The 20064-nt window shown below is 62.7% G+C and carries 19 protein-coding genes and 2 pseudogenes; 4 read left to right on the top strand and 17 right to left on the bottom strand.

What is annotated here, in order from left to right:
* Positions 1-4: 4 nt before the first annotated feature.
* From AC6UUM_RS14445 to rpsL, 8 genes are all read right to left on the bottom strand, one after another.
* Positions 5-304, bottom strand: a complete 300-nt coding sequence (locus tag AC6UUM_RS14445) for a 50S ribosomal protein L23 (RefSeq protein WP_353199440.1) — start codon at positions 302-304, stop codon at positions 5-7.
* Positions 297-920 (bottom strand): 50S ribosomal protein L4, encoded by a 624-nt coding sequence (gene rplD, locus AC6UUM_RS14450; protein ID WP_500802952.1) that lies wholly within the window; start codon positions 918-920, stop codon positions 297-299. The genes AC6UUM_RS14445 and rplD overlap by 8 nt, the downstream gene beginning before the upstream one ends.
* A gap of 2 nt (positions 921-922) precedes the next feature.
* Positions 923-1672 carry a 50S ribosomal protein L3 gene (gene rplC, locus AC6UUM_RS14455; RefSeq protein WP_500802953.1) on the bottom strand — a complete coding sequence of 250 codons (750 nt, stop codon included), beginning with the start codon at positions 1670-1672 and terminating at the stop codon, positions 923-925.
* Between the two features lie 107 nt (positions 1673-1779).
* Positions 1780-2094, bottom strand: a complete 315-nt coding sequence (gene rpsJ, locus AC6UUM_RS14460; RefSeq protein ID WP_017666958.1) for a 30S ribosomal protein S10 — start codon at positions 2092-2094, stop codon at positions 1780-1782.
* 238 nt (positions 2095-2332) lie between these two features.
* Entirely contained in the window at positions 2333-3523 is a 1191-nt protein-coding gene (gene tuf, locus AC6UUM_RS14465) for an elongation factor Tu (RefSeq protein ID WP_439545489.1), read from the bottom strand.
* 150 nt (positions 3524-3673) lie between these two features.
* Positions 3674-5767, bottom strand: coding sequence for an elongation factor G (fusA, locus tag AC6UUM_RS14470; protein ID WP_500802954.1), 2094 nt, complete (start codon positions 5765-5767; stop codon positions 3674-3676).
* A 63-nt stretch (positions 5768-5830) separates the two neighbouring features.
* Positions 5831-6301 (bottom strand): 30S ribosomal protein S7, encoded by a 471-nt coding sequence (gene rpsG / locus AC6UUM_RS14475; protein WP_353199445.1) that lies wholly within the window; start codon positions 6299-6301, stop codon positions 5831-5833.
* Between the two features lie 14 nt (positions 6302-6315).
* Positions 6316-6687, bottom strand: coding sequence for a 30S ribosomal protein S12 (rpsL, locus tag AC6UUM_RS14480; RefSeq protein ID WP_017666954.1), 372 nt, complete (start codon positions 6685-6687; stop codon positions 6316-6318).
* 430 nt (positions 6688-7117) lie between these two features.
* On the opposite strand from rpsL, the gene AC6UUM_RS14485 reads away from it, so the two are divergent.
* From AC6UUM_RS14485 to AC6UUM_RS14495, 3 genes are read left to right on the top strand one after another with little or no spacing between them, the layout of a single operon-like run.
* The gene (locus tag AC6UUM_RS14485) at positions 7118-7759 is read left to right on the top strand and encodes a hypothetical protein (RefSeq protein ID WP_500802955.1); all 642 of its coding nucleotides are present in this window, start codon (positions 7118-7120) and stop codon (positions 7757-7759) included.
* Positions 7760-7817: 58 nt separating this feature from the next.
* Positions 7818-8066 (top strand): DUF4160 domain-containing protein, encoded by a 249-nt coding sequence (locus tag AC6UUM_RS14490; RefSeq protein WP_500802956.1) that lies wholly within the window; start codon positions 7818-7820, stop codon positions 8064-8066.
* Positions 8059-8460 carry a DUF2442 domain-containing protein gene (locus tag AC6UUM_RS14495; protein WP_500802957.1) on the top strand — a complete coding sequence of 134 codons (402 nt, stop codon included), beginning with the start codon at positions 8059-8061 and terminating at the stop codon, positions 8458-8460. Before AC6UUM_RS14490 ends, AC6UUM_RS14495 begins: the two co-directional genes overlap by 8 nt.
* Here the strand turns inward: AC6UUM_RS14495 and AC6UUM_RS14500 are convergent.
* Positions 8428-9209: pseudogene (locus AC6UUM_RS14500) on the bottom strand (IS5 family transposase). The gene AC6UUM_RS14495 and the pseudogene AC6UUM_RS14500 sit on opposite strands and share 33 nt — an antisense overlap.
* 179 nt (positions 9210-9388) lie before the next feature.
* Here AC6UUM_RS14500 and AC6UUM_RS14505 point away from each other — a divergent pair.
* Positions 9389-10158 (top strand): annotated as a pseudogene (locus AC6UUM_RS14505) (IS5 family transposase).
* A gap of 65 nt (positions 10159-10223) precedes the next feature.
* Here AC6UUM_RS14505 and AC6UUM_RS14510 read toward each other — a convergent pair.
* The 8 genes from AC6UUM_RS14510 to secA all read right to left on the bottom strand — a co-directional run bounded on the left by AC6UUM_RS14510 (position 10224) and on the right by secA (position 20028).
* A complete protein-coding gene (locus AC6UUM_RS14510; RefSeq protein ID WP_500802958.1) occupies positions 10224-11354 on the bottom strand; it encodes a DUF4236 domain-containing protein in 1131 nt (376 codons plus the stop codon).
* A gap of 216 nt (positions 11355-11570) precedes the next feature.
* Positions 11571-13556, bottom strand: a complete 1986-nt coding sequence (locus tag AC6UUM_RS14515) for an NAD(P)-binding protein (RefSeq protein ID WP_500802959.1) — start codon at positions 13554-13556, stop codon at positions 11571-11573.
* Positions 13537-14388, bottom strand: a complete 852-nt coding sequence (locus AC6UUM_RS14520; RefSeq protein WP_500802960.1) for a TauD/TfdA dioxygenase family protein — start codon at positions 14386-14388, stop codon at positions 13537-13539. The genes AC6UUM_RS14515 and AC6UUM_RS14520 overlap by 20 nt, the downstream gene beginning before the upstream one ends.
* 65 nt (positions 14389-14453) lie before the next feature.
* The gene (locus AC6UUM_RS14525; RefSeq protein WP_500802961.1) at positions 14454-15359 is read right to left on the bottom strand and encodes a class II glutamine amidotransferase; all 906 of its coding nucleotides are present in this window, start codon (positions 15357-15359) and stop codon (positions 14454-14456) included.
* A complete protein-coding gene (locus AC6UUM_RS14530) occupies positions 15359-16264 on the bottom strand; it encodes a cyclic nucleotide-binding domain-containing protein (protein ID WP_500802962.1) in 906 nt (301 codons plus the stop codon). Before AC6UUM_RS14530 ends, AC6UUM_RS14525 begins: the two co-directional genes overlap by 1 nt.
* A gap of 240 nt (positions 16265-16504) precedes the next feature.
* On the bottom strand, positions 16505-16840 hold the full coding sequence (locus AC6UUM_RS14535) for an XRE family transcriptional regulator (RefSeq protein ID WP_500802963.1): 336 nt from the start codon (positions 16838-16840) through the stop codon (positions 16505-16507).
* Positions 16841-16844: 4 nt separating this feature from the next.
* Positions 16845-17198 (bottom strand): type II toxin-antitoxin system RelE/ParE family toxin, encoded by a 354-nt coding sequence (locus tag AC6UUM_RS14540; RefSeq protein WP_500802964.1) that lies wholly within the window; start codon positions 17196-17198, stop codon positions 16845-16847.
* Positions 17199-17307: 109 nt separating this feature from the next.
* Positions 17308-20028, bottom strand: a complete 2721-nt coding sequence (gene secA, locus AC6UUM_RS14545; protein WP_500802965.1) for a preprotein translocase subunit SecA — start codon at positions 20026-20028, stop codon at positions 17308-17310.
* Positions 20029-20064: the final 36 nt, after the last annotated feature.

The raw sequence follows: 20064 nt of genomic DNA on the forward strand, positions 1-20064 counted from the left end.
GCCCTCAGATGCTGGTGGTCACATCGATGCGATCGCCATCGGCGACCGTCACGACGGCCTTTTTCACGTCCGACCGGCGATATTCCTGGCCGCGCCACCGCTTGGTCTTGCCCTTGGCAACCAGGGTGTTCACGGCCAGCACCTTCACGCCGTACAGCGCTTCGATGGCGGCCTTGATCTGCGGCTTGGTAGCATCGCGGGCGACCTGGAAGACGACCTGGTTGTACTCGGACACCAGGGTCGACTTTTCGGTGATCACCGGCTTCACGACCACGTCGTAATGCTTGATGTCGATGTTAGCCATTGACCCGGGCCTCCAGTGCCGAAACGGCAGCGCGGGTCAGCACCAGCGTGTCGTGATTGAGGATGTCATAGACGTTGGCGCCGATCGCCGGCAGCACGTCGATGTGGGGCACATTGGCCGAAGCCCGCGCGAACCCGGTGTCCACAGCCGCACCATCAATGAACAGCCCGGACGTGATGCCGAGCGCGCTCATCGAAGCGATGAAGGCCTTGGTCTTGGCTTCACCCAGATTGAGGTCTTCGACCACGATCAGCTTGCCTTCCTGGGCCTTCACGCTGAGCGCGGTGGCCAGGCCGAGGCGGCGGATCTTCTTGTTCAGCGACGGATCGAAATCACGCACGCGCGGACCATGGGCCTTGCCGCCGCCGACGAATTGCGGCGCAGCACGGTTGCCGTGACGGGCACGACCGCCGCCCTTCTGATTGCCCAGCTTCTTGCCGGTGCGGGCAACTTCGCTGCGTTCACGCGCCTTGCGGGCGGTGCCACGGCGCTTTTCGAGCTGCCAGGTCACCACACGGTGCAGGATATCGAGACGCGGCTCCTTGCCGAACACGGCGTCCGACAGTTCCAACTCGCCGGCATCTGCCGCGGTCAGGGTTTTTACCTGAACCTTCATGATCAGGCCTCCGTGTTTTCGTCTGCAGCGACCGCGGCGTCAGCCTGCGGAGCAGCATCATTGGCGACATCGTTGGCGACCACACGCAGCGACGCCGGATAAGGCACTTCGGCCTTGCGCGGCACCTTCACGGCGTCCTTGACGAGCAGCCAGCCACCCTTCGATCCGGGCACCGAGCCCATCACGAACAGCAGACCACGCTCGACATCAGTCGAAACGATTTCAAGATTTTGCTGGGTGCGCTGCTTGGCGCCCATGTGCCCGGCCATCTTCTTGCCCTTGAACACCTTGCCCGGATCCTGGCGCTGACCAGTCGAACCGTGCGAGCGGTGGGACACGGAGACACCGTGGGTGGCGCGCAGACCGCCGAAGTTCCAGCGTTTCATGACGCCGGCAAAGCCCTTGCCCTGGGTGATGCCGGTGACATCGACCAGCTGGCCCGGAATGAAGTGATCGGCGCTGATGGTGGCGCCGGTTTCCAGCACGGCATCATCGGCCACGCGGAATTCAGCCACCTTGGCCTTGGGCTCCACTTCGGCCTTGCCGAAATGGCCACGCTCCGGCTTGCTGGTGTTCTTGGCTTTCCGGGTGCCGGCGCCAAGCTGGACGGCTGTGTAGCCATCGGTCTCGTCGGTCTTCACCGCGATGACCTGGTTATTCTCAAGGGCGAGAACGGTGACGGGCACATGCCGGCCATCGTCGCGGAAGATCCGCGTCATCCCCATTTTCTTCGCGATCACGCCTGTGCGCATGATCAATTCCTTTCATCAGAGGCCCAACTCCTGTTTCCAGGTTCCCGGCTTGCACCGGGATGGGGCGTGACCCTACCAAAGTCGCTCCGCGTATTTGGTCGGGACGGTTACTTGCCGAGTTTGATTTCCACGTCCACGCCGGCGGCCAGATCGAGCTTCATCAGCGCGTCCACCGTTTGCGGGGTCGGATCAACAATGTCGAGGAGACGCTTGTAGGTGCGCACCTCGAACTGTTCACGGCTCTTCTTGTCGACGTGCGGCGAGCGGTTCACGGTGAACTTCTCGAAACGCGTCGGCAGCGGAATCGGACCACGGATGGCAGCACCGGTCCGCTTTGCAGTGTCAGCGATCTCACCCGTGGCCAGATCGAGCACACGATGGTCAAAAGCCTTCAGGCGAATGCGGATGTTCTGTGCGTCCATGATACCAATCTTGTTCAAACAGCCTTGCCTTGCGGCGGGGCGAAAAACGAACCGAAAAAAAGCGGACCGACGCTACCCCGATCGGAAGGTCGGGGTTGCACCGGCCGCTTGAATCTCTGTCCCCGGGCTTTCAGAACCAAGCTGGTCTGATCCAGTCAAGGCTCCGATCCGGGCTGACGCAGCACATGTGCGCGTCAACGAATCAGGGCCGCTTCCCAGGGGAAGCGGCCCTTTACACTCACTTGATGATCGATGCAACCACGCCGGCGCCCACGGTACGGCCGCCTTCGCGAATGGCGAAGCGCAGACCCTGTTCCATGGCGATCGGAGCGATCAGCTTGACCTTCAGCTGCACATTGTCACCCGGCATCACCATTTCGGTGCCTTCCGGCAGCTCAACGGTGCCGGTGACATCGGTGGTGCGGAAGTAGAACTGCGGGCGGTAGTTGGCGAAGAACGGCGTGTGACGGCCACCTTCATCCTTCGACAGCACATAGACTTCGGCGGTGAACTCGGTGTGCGGCTTGATGGAGCCGGGCTTGCACAGCACCTGGCCGCGCTCGACTTCTTCACGGCCGACGCCGCGCAGCAGCGCACCGATGTTGTCGCCCGCCTGGCCCTGATCGAGCAGCTTGCGGAACATTTCGACGCCGGTGCACACCGTCTTGCGGGTGTCGTTGATGCCAACGATTTCCAGTTCTTCGCCAACCTTGACGATGCCGGTTTCGACGCGGCCGGTGACCACGGTGCCGCGGCCCGAGATCGAGAACACGTCTTCGATCGGCATCAGGAACGGCTTGTCCAGCGGACGCTCCGGCTGCGGGATCCACTCGTCAACGGCGGCCATCAGCTTGAGCACGGCAGCGCGGCCGATCTCTTCGTTGGTGCCATCCAGCGCCTTCACGGCCGAACCGGCGATGATCGGGATATTGTCACCGTCGAAATCATATTTGGACAGCAGTTCGCGGATTTCCAGCTCGACCAGTTCCAGGATTTCCGGATCGTCAACCAGATCGACCTTGTTCATGAACACGACCATCTGCGGCACGCCGACCTGCTTGGCGAGCAGGATATGTTCCTTGGTCTGCGGCATCGGGCCATCGGTGGCCGACACCACCAGGATGGCGCCGTCCATTTGCGCGGCGCCGGTGATCATGTTCTTCACATAATCGGCGTGGCCGGGGCAATCGACGTGGGCATAGTGGCGGTTCAGCGTTTCATATTCGACGTGCGCGGTCGAGATGGTGATGCCGCGCTCACGCTCTTCCGGGGCCTTGTCGATCTGATCATAGGCGGTGAAGGTGGCGCCACCGGTTTCAGCCAGCACCTTGGTGATGGCGGCGGTCAGCGAGGTCTTGCCATGGTCGACGTGACCGATGGTCCCGATGTTGCAGTGCGGCTTGTTCCGCTCGAACTTTGCTTTGCCCATGGCCGTAACCTTCTTCCTTGCTCACATCTGTGAGACGTTCAATGATACCGGACGTTTCCGTTGGAAGCGCCTTGGCGGTGGTGTCTGGGGGACACCGGCCGAATCAGCGCGCCTTGCAAGGCGCGGTCACTAGCCGGCTTTCCCGAAAAATCAAGCCAGCTTGAGCTTGATTTCCTCGGCCACGTTCGACGGCACTTCGTCATAGTGGCTGAATTGCATCGAATATTGTGCACGCCCCTGCGACATGGACCGCAGGTTGTTCACATAACCGAACATGTTGGCCAGGGGCACCATGGCCTCGACAACCTGGGCGTTGCCGCGGCTGTCGGTGCCCTGGATCTGGCCGCGACGGCTGTTGAGATCGCCGATGACGTCACCCAGATAATCTTCCGGCGTCACCACCTCAACCTTCATCACCGGCTCGAGGATCTTGATCCCGGCCTTGTCGGCTGCTTCGCGCATGCCGCCGCGGCCGGTGATTTCGAACGCCAGCGCCGACGAATCGACGTCATGGTAGGCGCCGTCGTACAGCGTTGCCTTGAAGTCGATCAGCGGGAAGCCGATCAAGTGCCCCGACGAAGCCACTTCGCGGATGCCCTTTTCGACCGCCGGAATATATTCGCGCGGGACGTTGCCGCCCTTCACTTCATCGACGAACAACACGCCCGAACCGCGCTCGCCGGGTTCAACCGTGAACTTGATGCGGCCGAACTGGCCCGAACCACCCGACTGCTTCTTGTGGGTGTAATCCACGTCGACCTTCTTCGCCAGGCTTTCGCGATAGGCCACCTGCGGCGCGCCGACGTTGGCTTCCACCTTGAATTCGCGGCGCATGCGATCGACCAGGATTTCCAGGTGCAGTTCGCCCATGCCCTTGATGATCGTCTGGCCGCTTTCGTTGTCGGACGACACGCGGAACGACGGATCTTCCTGGGCCAGGCGATTGAGCGCGATGCCCATCTTTTCCTGGTCGGCCTTGGTCTTCGGCTCCACGGCGACTTCGATCACCGGCTCGGGGAACTCCATGCGCTCCAGGATGATCGGCTTAAGTGGCGAACACAGCGTATCACCCGTGGTGACATCCTTCAGGCCGACCAGCGCGACGATGTCGCCGGCCAGGGCTTCCTTGATGTCTTCACGATTGTTGGCGTGCATAAGCAGCATGCGGCCGATCTTCTCGCGCTTGTCCTTCACGCTGTTCAGCACCGTCGAGGCGGCTTCCAGCTTGCCGGAATAGATGCGCGCGAAGGTGAGCGTGCCGACGAACGGATCGGTCATGATCTTGAAGGCCAGCGCCGAGAACGGCGCATCATCCGACGCTTCACGGACTTCATCCTGATCCTTCAGGTTGATGCCGTGCATCGGCGGAATGTCGAGCGGGCTGGGCAGATAATCCACCACCGCATCGAGCAAAGGCTGCACACCCTTGTTCTTGAACGCCGAACCGCACAGCACCGGCACGAAATCGAAATTCAGCGTGCCCTTGCGGATCAGCGCCTTCAGCTGCGCCGTCGTCGGCTCGGTGCCTTCGAGATAGGCCTCCATCAGCTCGTCGTCCTGCTCGACAGCCATCTCGATCAGCTCGGAACGGGCAGTGGCAGCTTCATCGGCCATGTCAGCCGGAATGTCCTTGTATTCGAACTTGGCGCCCAGCGATTCTTCCAGCCAGACGATGGCGCGGTTCTGCACCAGATCGATCAGGCCGACGAAGTCGCTTTCCAGGCCGATCGGCAGATACAGCACGGCCGGGCGGGCGCCCAGGCGATCCTTGATCATCTGCACGCAGCGGTTGAAATTGGCGCCGGTGCGATCCAGCTTGTTGACGAAGCACATGCGCGGCACGCGATATTTGTCCGCCTGGCGCCACACGGTTTCAGACTGCGGCTCCACGCCGGCCACGCCATCGAAGCAGGCCACGGCGCCATCGAGCACGCGCAGTGAGCGCTCCACTTCGATGGTGAAATCCACGTGTCCGGGCGTGTCGATGATGTTGATGCGATGATCTTCGCCCTTGCCATCCTCGGCGCGCCAGAAGCACGTCGTGGCGGCCGACGTGATGGTGATGCCGCGCTCCTGCTCCTGCTCCATCCAGTCCATCGTCGCGGTGCCTTCATGCACTTCGCCGATCTTGTAGGACTTGCCGGTGTAATACAGGATGCGCTCGGTCGTAGTCGTCTTGCCGGCATCAATGTGGGCCATGATGCCGATGTTGCGATAACGTTCGAGCGGATGCGTGCGGGGCATGGGACGGGGCCTCGGGCTTGGGGAAGAATAAGGTGGGCCGGCGGGTCGCGCCGGCCCAAGCTGTTACCAGCGGTAGTGCGAGAAGGCGCGGTTGGCTTCCGCCATCCGGTGCGTGTCTTCACGCTTCTTGACGGCCGAACCGCGGTTGGCGGCAGCGTCCATCAGCTCCGACGACAGCCGCGCGGCCATCGTGTGCTCGCTGCGCTTGCGCGCCGCCGAGATGATCCAGCGGATGGCCAGGGCCTGGCCGCGTTCCGGACGCACTTCAACCGGCACCTGATAGGTGGCACCACCAACGCGGCGGCTGCGCACTTCGATGCCCGGGCGCACATTGGCCAGCGCATCGTGGAACACACCCAAAGGCTCGCGGCGGCTCTTGGTCTCGATCACTTCGAGGGCGGAATAGACGATCGATTCGGCGACCGACTTCTTGCCCTGCAACATGACGAGGTTCATGAATTTCGACAGCACCTGATCACCGAACTTGGGATCCGGCAGGATGACGCGCTTTTCGGGGCGACGACGACGTGACATTTTCTATACCCCCCTTACTTCGGACGCTTCGCGCCGTACTTCGAACGGCTCTGCTTGCGGTTCTTCACGCCTTGCGTGTCCAGCACACCGCGCACGATGTGGTAGCGCACGCCGGGAAGATCCTTCACGCGGCCGCCGCGAATCAGAACAACCGAGTGCTCCTGCAGGTTATGGCCTTCACCCGGAATGTAGCCGATGACTTCAAAGCCATTGGTCAGACGGATCTTGGCCACCTTGCGCAGCGCCGAGTTCGGCTTCTTGGGGGTGGTGGTGTAAACGCGGGTGCAAACACCGCGCTTCTGCGGGTTGGCCTCCATGGCCGGCACCTTGTTGCGCGCCTTTTGCGGCGTGCGACCCTTGCGGATCAACTGGTTGATCGTTGGCATCGTCTCTCTTCTGTCTCTTCGACCTGCGCGCCACCATGGCCCGCCGCCTACTCCAGCGCCTGCCCCGTTGATGTCTCCATCACATAAGCGCGAAAGGCCCCCCATAACCGGGAGGCCGTCCGCACACGGTGCCGTCTGTCGCAACCCCCGACATGCGTTGCCGCCAATCAGGGATGCGCGCCTTTACTCGGAGCGGGAGGGCAGGTCAACCACCAGCGACGGGCCTGCGAGCACCCCATAGTTGATCGAAGCGCTTAAGCTCCCTCCCTTCAAGGGAGGGCGAGAGACGCCGCAGGCGGCCCGGGGTGGGTGTTGTCTGTACCCACGCGCGGGACCACCCACCCCGCTCGGCTGGCGCCGAGTCGCCCTCCCTTGAAGGGAGGGAGCTTGCCGCTTCATTCAAACTGCAATCGAGTCTACGCTGCAAACCATGCCCGCCGAAACCCCTGAACCGCATAATGCCGATCGCCTGCTCGACACGCCCGCCATCCGCCGGATTGCGCGGTGGCTGCCGTTCGCGATGGTCGGGCATTTCCTCATCGGCGTGCCCGCGCTGCTGATCTCGCTGGTTGTGGCCTATGGCACCTTTGTCCAGGCCGGCGCCACGCAGCGCATGCAACAGGCGGCGGCGTGGCCGTTCGTGGCGTACCAGACGGGAAACTACACCGCGGATGGTGAGCGCCTGATCAGCCTCTACTTCCGCAACAATGGCCTGGGGCCGGCGATCATCGGTGCTGTCGAGGTCCGCTACGCCGGCCGCCCCATGCGCGCGCCGGTCGATCTGCTGGCCGCCTGCTGCGGCTATCAAGCGGGCCAGGCGATGCAGCTGCGCACCTCGCCGATCGTCAACGTCGCCCTGCGCCCCGGCGAAGAAGTGCTGTTCATGAGCCTGCCCGCCGTGCCCGCCAACGCCGGGATGGTCGATCGGCTCGATGCGGTGCGCGAACAGATCAAGGTGCGCGCCTGCTATTGCTCGATCTTCGCGGAGTGCTGGACCGTCGAGGGACCGCAAGCGCAGCCGCAGCCGGTCAAGGCCTGCCCGACCAACTGGACTGTATGGCGTCAGCGCTGAGGTGCGCTTGCGGCATATAACCTAGACACCGATTAGGTTATGCGCTAAGCATGATCACATGGGCCAAGTGTTCCGCAGCAGCCGTAACTTCGTTGTCGCGGTCAATTCCAACGATCACCACCCTGCGCATGTCCACACCTATGGCAAGGGCATGGATGCGCGCTTCGGATTGAATTGCCCGGATGGCCCGGTGGAATATTGGGATCATGACGGCCCGTGGCGCATGAAGCAGTTGAACGAACTTGGTCAGGAAATTGCCGAACGCCTGGCCGAATGTTGTGCGGAATGGAGGCGTATCCATGGCTGAATTTGTGGCCATCACGGCCAAGGCGTTTCGCGACGGCGGCAAACGTAAGCCCGGACCGCACGCGGTGGCGGCGCGTTTCGACCCCGCGCGCCATCGGGTCGTGGTTGATCTCGATTCCGGCCTCGAACTCGCCTTCGATCCGGCGCGCGCCCATGGCCTTGCCGACGCCAGCACCGCCGATCTGGCGGGCGTGACCGTGGCCGGCGCCGGCAGTGCCCTGCATTTCCCCGCGCTCGACACCTATTTCTCGGTCAGCAAGTTGCTCGAAGGCTTTCTCGGCCCCCTCGACTGGTCCCGCCGCGAAGCCCGCGCCGCCGCCTCCCGCGCCAACGGCGCGCTGGGCGGCCGGCCGCGGAAAGCGTTAGGCCGCGTTGACAAAAGACTTCAGCCATAGCCTTGCGGCGGCGAGGTTGAGGAAGCTGGCGAACGAGAGTGCGGTCTTGTCATATCTGGTGGCGATGCGGCGCTGTTGTTTCAGCTTGCCGAACATTCGCTCGATGCGATTGCGATCCCGGTAGCGACGATAGTCGGGATGTTCGGGCGCCTTGCGGTTGGAACGCGGCGGGATGACGGGCAAAATGCCGTGCATCAGGAGGTTCTGCCGGAAGGCGTCGCCATCGTAGCCCTTGTCGGCCAGGAGCGCCTTCGGCTTCGCCACGGGGATCGTCATCAGCGCGTCGGCCGCGGCATAGTCCGACGCTTCGCCGCCGGTCAGGATGAAGCCGAGAGGGCGTCCTTGATTGTCTGACCGGGCGTGGACTTTGCTCGTAAAGCCGCCGCGTGATCGACCAAAAGCGTTCGCACAGGCCCCCCTTTTCCGCCCGCTGCCGAGACGTGGCCGCGAACTGTGGTGCTGTCGATCATGTGCTGCCAGTCGTCGGTGAGCCCGAGGTCGACCAGCGTTTGCAGCAAAGCATCCCACACGCCCTGTTCGGCCCAGCGCCGGAACCGAACATAAACCGAGTTCCACTTGCCGTAACGCTCATGCATGTCCCGCCAGGGGCAGCCGACCCGCAGCACGTGCAGCATCCCGTTCAAAAAGCGCCGGTTATCCCCGGCAGGCCGTGCCCAACGACCGCGCTCAGGCGGCAGCAGCGCCCCAACCACTGCCCATTCCTCGTCCGTCAGATCCCCGCGAACCACAGCTGCTCCCCAAAAAGCAGCCTTGAATCAGAAACCGAGTCCCTTGGGAATCCCTTTTGTCAACACGGCCTAGTGCCGGTTTGAGCGCGGGCCTACCCCAGAGCGAGCTAGGCCGTGTACCCATAAATGGGATTCCCAAGGCGGCGAGGTTCTGATTCAAGGTTTCCGGAAGGGAGCCTATGGTGAGCCGCTACGATCTGACGGAGTTTGAATGGCGTGTGATTGCGCCGCTGCTGCCGAACAAGCCGCGCGGTGTGGTGCGGGTGGACGACCGGCGGGTGTTGAATGGCATCTTTTGGGTGCTGCGTTCGGGTTCGCCCTGGCGTGATCTGCCGGAACGCTATGGCCCCTACACCACGTGCTACAATCGGTTCCGGCGCTGGACGAAGGCCGGCGTATGGGACCGGATCATGGATGCAATTACAGATGCTTACGGTGGCGACGTGCGCATGATCGACGGCACCAGCGTGCGTGTGCATCATGCCGCTGCCACTTTAAAAAAAGCCACCCAGATCGATGTCTTGGACGAAGCCGGGGCGGTCTTACTACGAAAATCCATGCTCTGACCGATGCCGATGGCCTGCCGGTGAAGATCGTCATCACGCCCGGCCAGACCCACGATATCAAGGCGGCTGCTGAACTGCTCGCCGATATCCGCCACGGCCAGATGGTGCTTGCAGACCGGGCCTATGATGCCGACTGGCTGCGCGCCATGGTGGCTGGTGGCGGTGGCTGGGCCAACATCCCACCCAAGCGCAACCGGCGCGATCCCGTCTGCTTCTCGCCCTGGCTCTACCGCCAGCGCAACCTCATCGAGCGGTTCTTCAACAAACTCAAATACTACCGCCGCATCGCCACCCGCTATGACAAGCTCGGCTCATCCTTCCTCGCAATGACCAAGCTGGCCTGCATCAGGCTACGCCTGCGCCATTATGAGTCCACGGCCTAGGCGCGGGCGGAAACCAATGGAGACAGGCAGAGCTGTCACCGCAATACTGAAACTTCATTTTTCCTCTACAAATGAGGCAGAGCCAGTCCTTGGCTACTCCCAATGCTGCCCGACAGCTTTTGAGCTGCATCGGCAAATGGTGCCGCACAGCCTAGGATTGACAGTTGAATCAATTCATTGAGCCCGTTGGTGCTAGTAAGGTGAATGCTCTCATATAGACAGATCGGGATTTGTCTGTTGTTGGCAAACCGGCGATCAGGTCCACCGTTCTTGTTAGGATGCATCCAGGTTTGTCCGACGATGCGCGCATCTGAAGGGACGGACTCCGCCTCGATGTGCCGACTTTCCTCCCAACGCACCTTGAGCTTGTCATAGCCGACCGCACCAAAATTGTTGCCCTCCAGTACCAAGACCACGTCTGGCAGGAAATACAGCGTCTCCTTGCCAACTTGCATGGAAGGCGGCGTTACATTGCTCTTGAATATCGACGGCAGCGCATATCTGAACGTGGTTGACTTTCGGTCAACTAGATAGGCAGCGCCAGCGTTCCGCTTCCAAGCCGCCAGATCTGGGATCTCGCCGCCGGAGTCGACCCGCCAAATAACCGTTGCCTTGGTCATACCATCAAATGCAGTGGTTAGGGCCTGATAGGCAGCTTCAGTGTCATCTTCGAGGTCATACATGACCACAACTGCGCGTCGATAATCATCGAGATAAGCGCCTGCCAAGGCTACGACTAGTGTAAATCCGACTCCGGCAAGGAAGCCGTTGAACCCGAAGATGGCCATGAACCAAAGGCTCATGATGGCAGCAATGCCACCGAAAATTACCGAAAGCCTTAACTGTTGCTGTTTTGTGTTCAGTTCGTCCAAGAGCTCGATGAACCTCGCATCTTTCATCGCGAGCACATCAGCTGATGAAATCCGCACCATCTCCGCATCCAAATTCTGCGCGAGGGGCTGCTTTGGCGACGGCTGTAACTGACCGAGGTCTGCCTTCTGCCGCTTGGAGTCAGCATTTCCACCTCCCAGCGACGCTCGATAGTAGAGACCGCCTCTGCCGGCATGAACATAGTGGCCGCGCGGCCCTGTGCCAAACCTCAGGCCCTTTACGCCAACAGACAGCCCAACGCCTCCCTTGGAAAGATTGAAGCGAAAAGGACCTGCGGAGACTGATTTGCGAATGTAAAAGGGCATTCGGACGTTCCGAAAAATTGCGATAAGGTTCGGATCTCAAACTGACACAATTCCTTCAGTATGCCAAAAAAAATTCCCGTGTAATATACCTTGTTCGGAATTCCCTGTCCCAAGAACCTCAAATGCTAGCATCAGGGCCAACGGCTACCCAGCTATTGGTGTCAATCCGGTGCCTCGCTGCTGATCGGCCGCTGCACGCTGCCACCCTTTACCCGGTCATTCCCTCGGCACAAACGGAAACGTCTGCCGCTCCACAATCTCGCTCACCGCGCGGTGTGCCTCCAGAAACGCCGCATCGGTGTGCGGGCTGGCCGCAGCATCCGCGTTGGCGATGGCGATCAGGCCAAAGGGTTGCCGGCCGATGACGCAGGGGCGGTTGGGGCTTTGGGCATAGACCCACTCCACCGGATCGGTGAGGCTGTTGTAGGTGTAGCTGTAGCCGTGCGGCCAGCGGTTGACGGTGATGGCGGCGATGTCGCGGGCGGCATCGAAGCCGCCCGGCCCCAGCAGCCGCTGCAACTGGCGGCGGGTTTCGCGCTCGAAGGTTTCGAAGCTGGTGGCGAGCAGGTTGGCGCGGCCGATCTTGTGCTGATCGCGGCGCGGCAGGCCGGGGCTGGCGGGGAATTGCGTCAGGTGCAGCGCCACCGGTTCATCCGGGCTGCGGGCATGGGCGAGGCCGCCCAGGCTCGCCGCTTCGGTGAGCGACACCGCATCGTGGAACATCGTCGGGCAATTGATGTGGTGCACGCCCAGCCGCTGAAACGCCCGCCAGTTCCTGAGCACGACATTGGTGTAAACCAGCGGCCCCTTGGTGCCATAGCGCAGCGCCTCTTTCTGCGCCGCGGGCAGTTCCGGCATGATATGCGGGATCACCTCGTTCCAGCAGGCCAGGATCACGGCCTTGCCCCGCACCTGCTTCAAACGCCCGCCCTGCATGTAGCGGACCAGCGCGCTTTCGGCCGTGCGCGCATCGCCATCGTGCGCAACATTCAGCACCATGCTCGACAGCCGGATGCGCACGCTATTCTCCGCCCGGTCGAGCGCGCCATAATCGATGCGCGCCGTTGCCATATCCTCCTGGCTGCGCGCCGCGGTCGCCGCCGGCACCAGCGACGCCACCAGCAGGCGGGCCAGCGTCGCATTGCCATCGGGGAAATGGATGCTGCCCTTGCCCTCACGCTGCCGACCATGGTGTCCGCCGGGCAGATCGGCGAACAGGCCATCGGGTACCGCGCCAAGGCCCAGGCCGGAAAAGCCCGGATAGTTCTGCACCCAGGCAAACAGCGCCGGGGTGGCATCGGCCCCGACGCAGAAGCTGGCGCGGCCCATGGCGAGGAAGAAATGCATCGCTTGTGGGTCGATGCCGACCTTGGTGAGATAATAGTCCTGGAAGCTGTGGCGGGCGAGCCAGTCCTTCTTGGCCGTCACGCTCATGCCGGCGAGATAATCCGGCTGATCGGGCGCCACCAGCCGCAGCAGATCGGCGCGCGCCTTGGCCGACAGCGGCGTGGTAACGAGAAATTCCGGCGAGAAGGCGCGGCCGCCCTGCCCCGCCGGCGCCACCGCCAACCGATCGGCGCCAAACCGCTCCTTTTCAAAGAACCAGCCGCGTTTCAGGCCGAGCGAGGCATAAAGATCGCCGCGATCCTGATTGGCCGTGTAGCGCGCCAGATCGACGCCGAGATCATCGAGCAACCCCTTCGCCCACTGGTTGTATCGCTCCGGCGATTCGATGTTGAGCGTGCCGCCGTTGATGACGACCAATTTGCCATCGACCAGATATTCGTTGCGCTTGGCGTGGCCGCCGAAATCATCGTGATTGTCGAGGATCAGGATGCGTGGCCCCGCCCCTACCGCCTTGCGATAATAATGCGCCGCCGCCAGGCCAGAGAGGCCGCCGCCGACGATCACCAGATCATAGGCTTCGCCCGTGTCCTCGGCATCGCCCAATTGCAGCGTGCCATCGCGCAGGGCATGGGCGGATTCAAACGCGCCGGCATGGCTGCCGCGCAGGCCGGTGCGGGACGGCGGGTAGCTCTCGTCCTGTGGGACAAGCCCCGAAGGCGCAGCCATGGCCGGCGCACCGGCCCCCGCCGCGCCAATCGCCACCGCCACCCCGCCGACGAAATCGCGCCGGCTGATCGGCCGGTCCATGCCCAGCGCGCGGTCATCCATCACGGCATCAGCCCCGAGTCGCATCATGGTATGGCTTGCAGCCGGCGATGGTCACCCGCTCCATCACGCGCCGCGCCGGGAAATAATCGCTGGCGGCAAAATGCTGGCCGGCGCGATTGTCCCAGAAGGCGATGCTGCCCGGCTGCCAGCGGAATCGGCACTGGATTTCGGGATTGGACGCGGTGGCATAAAGATGCGCCAGCAGGGTCGCGCTCTCGCTCGCGCTCAGGCCTTCGATATGGCTGGTGAAGGCGGTGTTGACATACAGCGTCGGCGCGCCGGTTTCGGGGTGCGTGCGCACCACTGGATGGGTTTGCGGCGGATATTTGGCGCGCAGATCATCGGCGGTCTTGCCCAGCCGGCCAGCAAACACCCGGGCGATATCGTGCACCGCATTCAGCCCGCGCACAAAGCGCTGCATTTCTGGGCTGAGCGACAGGAAGGCCAGGTGCATATCGGCAAACAGCGTGTCGCCGCCCACTGCCGGCACTTCGATGGCACGCAGGATCGAGCCCAGCGACGGCCGCTCCCGCCAGGTCACATCGCTGTGCCAGGCGTTTTCCGTGCCCCGGCTGTCCGGCCCATGCGCGATGCGCAATATCTCCTGATTGGCCTGATCCTTGGGCGTCGCCGGGTGGATTTCCAGATCGCCGAAGTGGCGGGCAAATTCGATATGCTGCTCGGCCGTAATGTGCTGATCGCGAAAGAAGATCACCTTGTGCGCCAGCAGCGCGGATTTGATCGCCGGGATGTGATCGGCGATGTCGGGCGCGCCCAGATCGATGCCGTGGAGCTCGGCCCCAATCGCCGGCGTCAACGGCCGAATGTCGATCCTGCTCCTGGTTGCCATCGTCGCCATCGCACTGTCTCCCCCGCCTTGATGAGGTGAGTATCAGACGCAGGCCTGCCGACGGCAAGACCCCTTCAACAATCGATCATCACGATCCGCCGCCTTGGCGCGTCGCCGCCATCCACCAGCAGCGCGCCATATTCGGGCACTTCCACCCAGGTCGAAACATCGCGCGTCAAGGGCTCGGAGGCCACCAGCGTGCCGGCGCCGCGCCCGCCGGTCATCTTCCATTCGCCGTCGGCAAAGCCATAACGCTCGCCGATGGTGAACCATTGGCTGAGAAATTCGATGCCGCCCTGGAACGGCGGCTTTTCGAAGCGGCCGAAATCGAAGGTGAAGCGGGTGGCGACCAGCGCACGGCCATCGGACACCACCAGATTGACCGAGGAGGAGCGGGTGATGCCATGATCGGCGCGCACCCGGCGAACGCAAGTGAACGCCGCCGTGATGGCGCGGAAGATGCTGTCTGCCGTGAACGGCCCGGCCGGATCATCGACGTTGGAGAGGACCAGCGCGTGCAGGAAGGCACTGTCGGTCAGCGCGGTCATCGCCTTGGCAATGTCGGGCTTGATGTGCGGCCACAGGGCGGTGCGCATGCGCCCGAATTCGGCCAGATCGCCATTGTGGGCCAGCACCAGCGGGCTGCCGGCCAGCTGGAACGGGTGCAGGCTCTGCTGGTTGATGGTGGCGCTGCCATCCAGCGGCACGCCGCGCAAGTGCGCCACCAGGCTGCGCACCTTCAGCCGCGCAGCGAGCGCCCGCAGATTGGCATCGAACACCGCGACATTGGTGGAATGATAGGTGAGCGGCAGATGCGCATCGTGCAGATCATCGTTCCACGCCGCGAGCCCAAAGCCGGCGAGGTTGAGCATGGCCAGCAATTGCGCATCGGTGGTCTGATTGAGCAGCGCATTGTCGGGGCGCACCACCAGATCCGCCAGCAGCACCGGCGCGCCGATATAGCCCAGCATCCGGCACATCAGGCGATCTCCATCGCAGACAGGCGGGCGCGCACCCGCGTCAGCCGGCGCTGATCGCGCACCAGCGCGCTGCCCAGCATCCGCGCCAGTTTCTGGCCGGTGGCGCCATCCGGCAGGGTCGGCAGCGCGAACAGCTCGGCCTCTTCCCGCACCAGCAGCCGCGCTGGCCATGGCGAGCCCGCGACGAACGCCGCGCCGCCGGCCAGCGCGCCGGGACCGTGCACCAGCAGTTGCAGGCCATTCCCTGTTTGCCACTGCACCGCGCCGCGCAGCACGATCCACAAGCGAGGCGCGCCGCCATCCAGCCGCAGCCCGCGCGTGCCCGCATGGCCATGGCCGGCGGCAGCCAGCGCGGCCCAATCGGCGAGGCTGAACTGGTCAAAGCCCGGAAAGGTCTGCAACCGCGCCGCCAGTAGATCGGGCTGCAAGGCCACGCCCGCCGACAAGGGCGTGGCTGTTTCGGGGGTGGTGGCAGCCAGCGCCGTCACCAGATCATGACTGCGCGTTGCCACTTGCATTCTGAGCGTCGCTGCCAGCGCCAGCGCCGCCGCGTCGCCAGCGTCCTGCAAACCGGCAAAGCGCGCCAGATCCAGCCGCCAGCCCGAACAATCCGCGCCGGCCAGCGCATCGGCCGATCGCCGCCCGCCATCCAGCAAGCAGAATTCGCCCAGCATCGCGCCCGGCCCGAGCCGCGCCAATTCGACATGGCCATCACCCGGCGTGCGCCCGGTCACAACCACGCCGCCGCTTTCGATCAGATACAGGCCATCGGATGGATCATGCTGGCGAAAGATCGCCGCCCCGGACGCCACGCTGAACGGCACCGCCAACTGGGCCAGTGCGCCGCGCGCCTGCGTCGACAGCCCGCTCAACTGCGCCAATGCCTGTTCGGCGTCTTGCGCCATGGCTTGCCCTCCCCCCGAAGAGTGGCAATGATAAGCTGCAATTGGCGAAGATGGCCAGATGTGTCTGCGCGGCAGGGGGCGCCGTGGCGACGTTTCAACTATTTGCCGCTGCCGTACGGGCATTCGGCGTTGTGACTGACAGAGCGATGCCATGCTTCCAAATCGTCCAGATCGACGTCGAACATGGTGGACAGCCCTGCGCACCGGGGACCGGGCGAACAGGGGCCAATGCAGCGGCCATCAGGCAGTTGTCTTGGCGCTCCCGATTTCACCTATGCCGGTCAGCGTGAACGTGCCGGTACCGGGAAGCTGCACCCGCAATTCAAGCGTGCCGCCAGCCGCCTCGACGAACCGGCGCAAGGTGGAGAGATAGAGATCGGTCTGCTTTTCGATCTTGACCACGGAGGGCTGCTTGATGCCGAGGCTCTGGGCAATCTGTTCCTGGCTGTGTTCAGTCAGCTTGCGCAAGGCCTTCAGCCCGTCGATCTCGCGCTGAAGTTCAGCGGCGCGCGCCTTGATGCGCGCCTGGCGCGCCTTGGGCAAACGGGCCATCACCTCATCATGAGTCACGGGCATAGGTTCATCCTTTCAGTGCAGCAAGATGCTCGGTGAACCGGGCATCGGCTTTGGCAATCAGGCCCTTGTAGAACCGCTTCTGCGCGACGCCGCTTTTGTCGCCAGCCACCAGCAAAATGGCATTGCGTTCGGGATCAAAGGCAAAGGCGACGCGCCACACGCCGTCATCCGCCTTGAACCGCAACTCCTTCATGTTGGCGTGCTTCGATCCCGACAATGTATCGGCATGGGGCCGTGACAGCCTTGGACCGTTCACAGCCAGCAGTTCGACCAGCGCCAGCAATTCGTCCTGCACGGCCTCTGCAAACCGTTCCAGTTCGGGCAGGAACGCCTCGTGATAGAGGACCGTCCAAGGCATAGCCTCACATAGCCTTCAAGCTATATAATGTCCATAGCCCTTGCGCTATATTTCTGCAGTCGGATTTGCCCACAAGACCCACGCCAAAGTACCACTTTGGCGTGCGCGGTCAGATCGCCCCGTGGCAGTGCTTGAACTTCTTGCCCGAACCGCACGGGCATTCGGCGTTGCGGCTGACCGAGCGGTGCCATTCTTCCAGATCGTCGGGATCGACATCGAGCAGTTCGGTTGCGCTCTGTGCGGCGGCCAGCATGCCGGCGGGCAGCGCCGAACCGAAGGCGTCGAAGGTTGGCGCGGCGCCGGCGGTGGTGACGAACGACGGCAATTCATCCGCCGGTTCATCGGCCTGCATGGAAAACTGCGCATTGGCCAGCATGCGCGTCACATCCTGGCGGACCAGGGTGAGCATGCGTTCGAACAGCGCGAACGCTTCGCGCTTGTATTCGTTGATCGGCGTTTTCTGGGCATAGGCGCGCAGGTGGATGACCGAGCGCAGCGAATCCAGGGTCGCCAGATGCTCTTTCCAGTGATGGTCGAGCGCTTGCAGCAGGAAGCTTTTTTCGATGCTCACCCAGGTGTCGGCGGGCAGGCCCTCGGCCTTGGCAGCCACCAACGCATCGCTGCGTTCGATCAGGCGATCGACGACGATTTCCGGATCAATGCCCTCTTCCTTCGCCCAGGCCGCGATATCGACGTCCAGCCCCAGCGTGCCGGCCACATCCTCTTGCAGCCCGGCCACATCCCATTGTTCGGGGTAGGAACCGAGCGGGCAACGGGTGGCGACGATGGCGTTCACCGTTTCGTGGCGCATGTCGATCACCACATCGCCGACCGCTTCGCTGTCCATGATGTCGGCGCGCTGTTCATAGATGACCTTGCGCTGGTCGTTCATCACATCATCATATTGCAGCAGCTGCTTGCGGGTGTCGTAGTTGCGCGCCTCCACCTTTTTCTGGGCGGTTTCGATGGCTTTCGAAATCCACGGGTGGATGATCGCTTCGCCTTCCTGCAGGCCGGAATTCATCAGGCGCGACAACATGCTCTGCTGCCCGAAAATGCGCAGCAGATCATCGTCGAGGCTGAGATAGAAACGCGACAGGCCAGGGTCACCCTGCCGGCCTGAGCGGCCACGCAGCTGATTGTCGATGCGGCGGCTTTCGTGGCGTTCGGTGCCCAGCACGAACAGCCCGCCCGATGCCAGCACCTTCTGCCGCTCTTCGGCCACTTCGGTCTTGATGCGGCTTTCCGCGGCTTCACGCTCCGGCCCCGGCGGCAGATGGCCCAGTTCGCGGGCGATGCGGGCTTCTTCATTGCCGCCCAGCTTGATGTCGGTGCCGCGGCCAGCCATGTTGGTGGCAATGGTCACTGCGCCGATGCGCCCGGCCTGTTCGACGATCACGGCTTCCTGCTCGTGGTAGCGGGCGTTGAGCACGACATGCTCGACGCCTTCCTTTTTCAGGAATTCCGACAGCAATTCGCTTTTTTCGATGGACACGGTGCCGACCAGCACCGGCTGCCCACGCGTCTGCGCCTCGCGCACCGATTTGACGATCGCCTTGTACTTGTCTTCGGCGTTCTTGTAGAATTCGTCGTCCACATCCTTGCGCAGCACGCCGACATTGGTGGGGATTTCCACGACATTCAGTTTGTAGATGTCGAAAAACTCCGCCGCTTCGGTGCTGGCGGTACCAGTCATGCCGCCCAGCTTGGGATACATGCGGAAATAATTCTGGAAGGTGATGCTGGCTAGGGTCTGGTTTTCCGGCATGATCTGCACGCCTTCCTTGGCCTCCACCGCCTGGTGAAGCCCTTCGGACCAGCGGCGCCCATCCATCATGCGCCCGGTGAATTCATCGATGATCACCACCTTGTTGTCGCGCACGATATAATCGGTGTCGCGCCGGAAGATGACGATGGCGCGCAGCGCCTGATTCAGATGGTGAACCACCTGGGTGTTTTCGAAATCATAGAGATTTTCGCCCTCCAGCAGCCCGGCGGCGCTGAGCATCCGCTCCACCTTTTCGGTGCCGGCCTCGGTGAGGATCACCGATTTCTGCTTCTCGTCAACCTCGACATCCTCGCGCACCAGCTCCTTCACCACGGCATTCACCGCAGTGTAGAGCGCCGATTTGTCATCGGTGGGGCCGGAAATGATCAACGGCGTGCGGGCTTCGTCAATCAGCACGCTGTCAACTTCATCGACCACGGCGAAATTGAACGGCCGCTGCACCATCTGCTCGCGCGTGTATTTCATGTTGTCGCGCAAGTAATCGAAACCGAATTCGTTGTTGGTGCCATAGGTGATGTCGCAGGCATAGGCGGCACGCCTTGTGGCATCATCCAGATTGGGCACGATCACGCCCACCGTCAGGCCCATGAAGCGATAGATCTGGCCCATCCACTGTGCATCGCGGCTGGCGAGATAATCGTTCACGGTGATGACATGCACGCCCTTTTCCGAAAGCGCATTCAGATACACGGCCAGCGTTGCCACCAGCGTCTTGCCTTCACCGGTGCGCATTTCGGCGATTTCGCCGCGATGCAGCACAGTGCCGCCGATCATCTGCACATCGAAATGGCGCATGCCCAGCACCCGCTTCGACGCTTCGCGCACGGTGGCGAAGGCTTCGGGCAAGATATCGTCCAGCGTCTTGCCGGCGGCCAGTTCGGCCTTGAGCTTCGGCGTCTGCGCCTGCAATTCGGTGTCGGACAAGGCACTGATCTGGGCCTCCAGATCATTGATGCGCTTCACCAGCGGCCGCAGCGACTTCAGATAGCGATCGTTGCTGGAACCGAAGATGGTTTTGGCGATGTTGCCCAAGGCGAGCATGGAAATCCTGACCTGTCATGCGCGCGCGAGGGGGGT

It is taken from the genome of Sandarakinorhabdus sp. (assembly GCF_987265915.1).

Excerpts from the sequence above, each read along its gene's own strand:
- AC6UUM_RS14445 (WP_353199440.1), bottom strand. The coding sequence starts at position 304 with ATGGCTAACATCGACATCAAGCATTACGACGTGGTCGTGAAGCCGGTG.
- rplD (WP_500802952.1), bottom strand. The coding sequence starts at position 920 with ATGAAGGTTCAGGTAAAAACCCTGACCGCGGCAGATGCCGGCGAGTTG.
- rplC (WP_500802953.1), bottom strand. The coding sequence starts at position 1,672 with ATGCGCACAGGCGTGATCGCGAAGAAAATGGGGATGACGCGGATCTTC.
- rpsJ (WP_017666958.1), bottom strand. The coding sequence starts at position 2,094 with ATGGACGCACAGAACATCCGCATTCGCCTGAAGGCTTTTGACCATCGT.
- tuf (WP_439545489.1), bottom strand. The coding sequence starts at position 3,523 with ATGGGCAAAGCAAAGTTCGAGCGGAACAAGCCGCACTGCAACATCGGG.
- fusA (WP_500802954.1), bottom strand. The coding sequence starts at position 5,767 with ATGCCCCGCACGCATCCGCTCGAACGTTATCGCAACATCGGCATCATG.
- rpsG (WP_353199445.1), bottom strand. The coding sequence starts at position 6,301 with ATGTCACGTCGTCGTCGCCCCGAAAAGCGCGTCATCCTGCCGGATCCC.
- rpsL (WP_017666954.1), bottom strand. The coding sequence starts at position 6,687 with ATGCCAACGATCAACCAGTTGATCCGCAAGGGTCGCACGCCGCAAAAG.
- AC6UUM_RS14485 (WP_500802955.1), top strand. The coding sequence starts at position 7,118 with ATGCCCGCCGAAACCCCTGAACCGCATAATGCCGATCGCCTGCTCGAC.
- AC6UUM_RS14490 (WP_500802956.1), top strand. The coding sequence starts at position 7,818 with ATGGGCCAAGTGTTCCGCAGCAGCCGTAACTTCGTTGTCGCGGTCAAT.
- AC6UUM_RS14495 (WP_500802957.1), top strand. The coding sequence starts at position 8,059 with ATGGCTGAATTTGTGGCCATCACGGCCAAGGCGTTTCGCGACGGCGGC.
- AC6UUM_RS14510 (WP_500802958.1), bottom strand. The coding sequence starts at position 11,354 with ATGCCCTTTTACATTCGCAAATCAGTCTCCGCAGGTCCTTTTCGCTTC.
- AC6UUM_RS14515 (WP_500802959.1), bottom strand. The coding sequence starts at position 13,556 with ATGATGCGACTCGGGGCTGATGCCGTGATGGATGACCGCGCGCTGGGC.
- AC6UUM_RS14520 (WP_500802960.1), bottom strand. The coding sequence starts at position 14,388 with ATGGCGACGATGGCAACCAGGAGCAGGATCGACATTCGGCCGTTGACG.
- AC6UUM_RS14525 (WP_500802961.1), bottom strand. The coding sequence starts at position 15,359 with ATGTGCCGGATGCTGGGCTATATCGGCGCGCCGGTGCTGCTGGCGGAT.
- AC6UUM_RS14530 (WP_500802962.1), bottom strand. The coding sequence starts at position 16,264 with ATGGCGCAAGACGCCGAACAGGCATTGGCGCAGTTGAGCGGGCTGTCG.
- AC6UUM_RS14535 (WP_500802963.1), bottom strand. The coding sequence starts at position 16,840 with ATGCCCGTGACTCATGATGAGGTGATGGCCCGTTTGCCCAAGGCGCGC.
- AC6UUM_RS14540 (WP_500802964.1), bottom strand. The coding sequence starts at position 17,198 with ATGCCTTGGACGGTCCTCTATCACGAGGCGTTCCTGCCCGAACTGGAA.
- secA (WP_500802965.1), bottom strand. The coding sequence starts at position 20,028 with ATGCTCGCCTTGGGCAACATCGCCAAAACCATCTTCGGTTCCAGCAAC.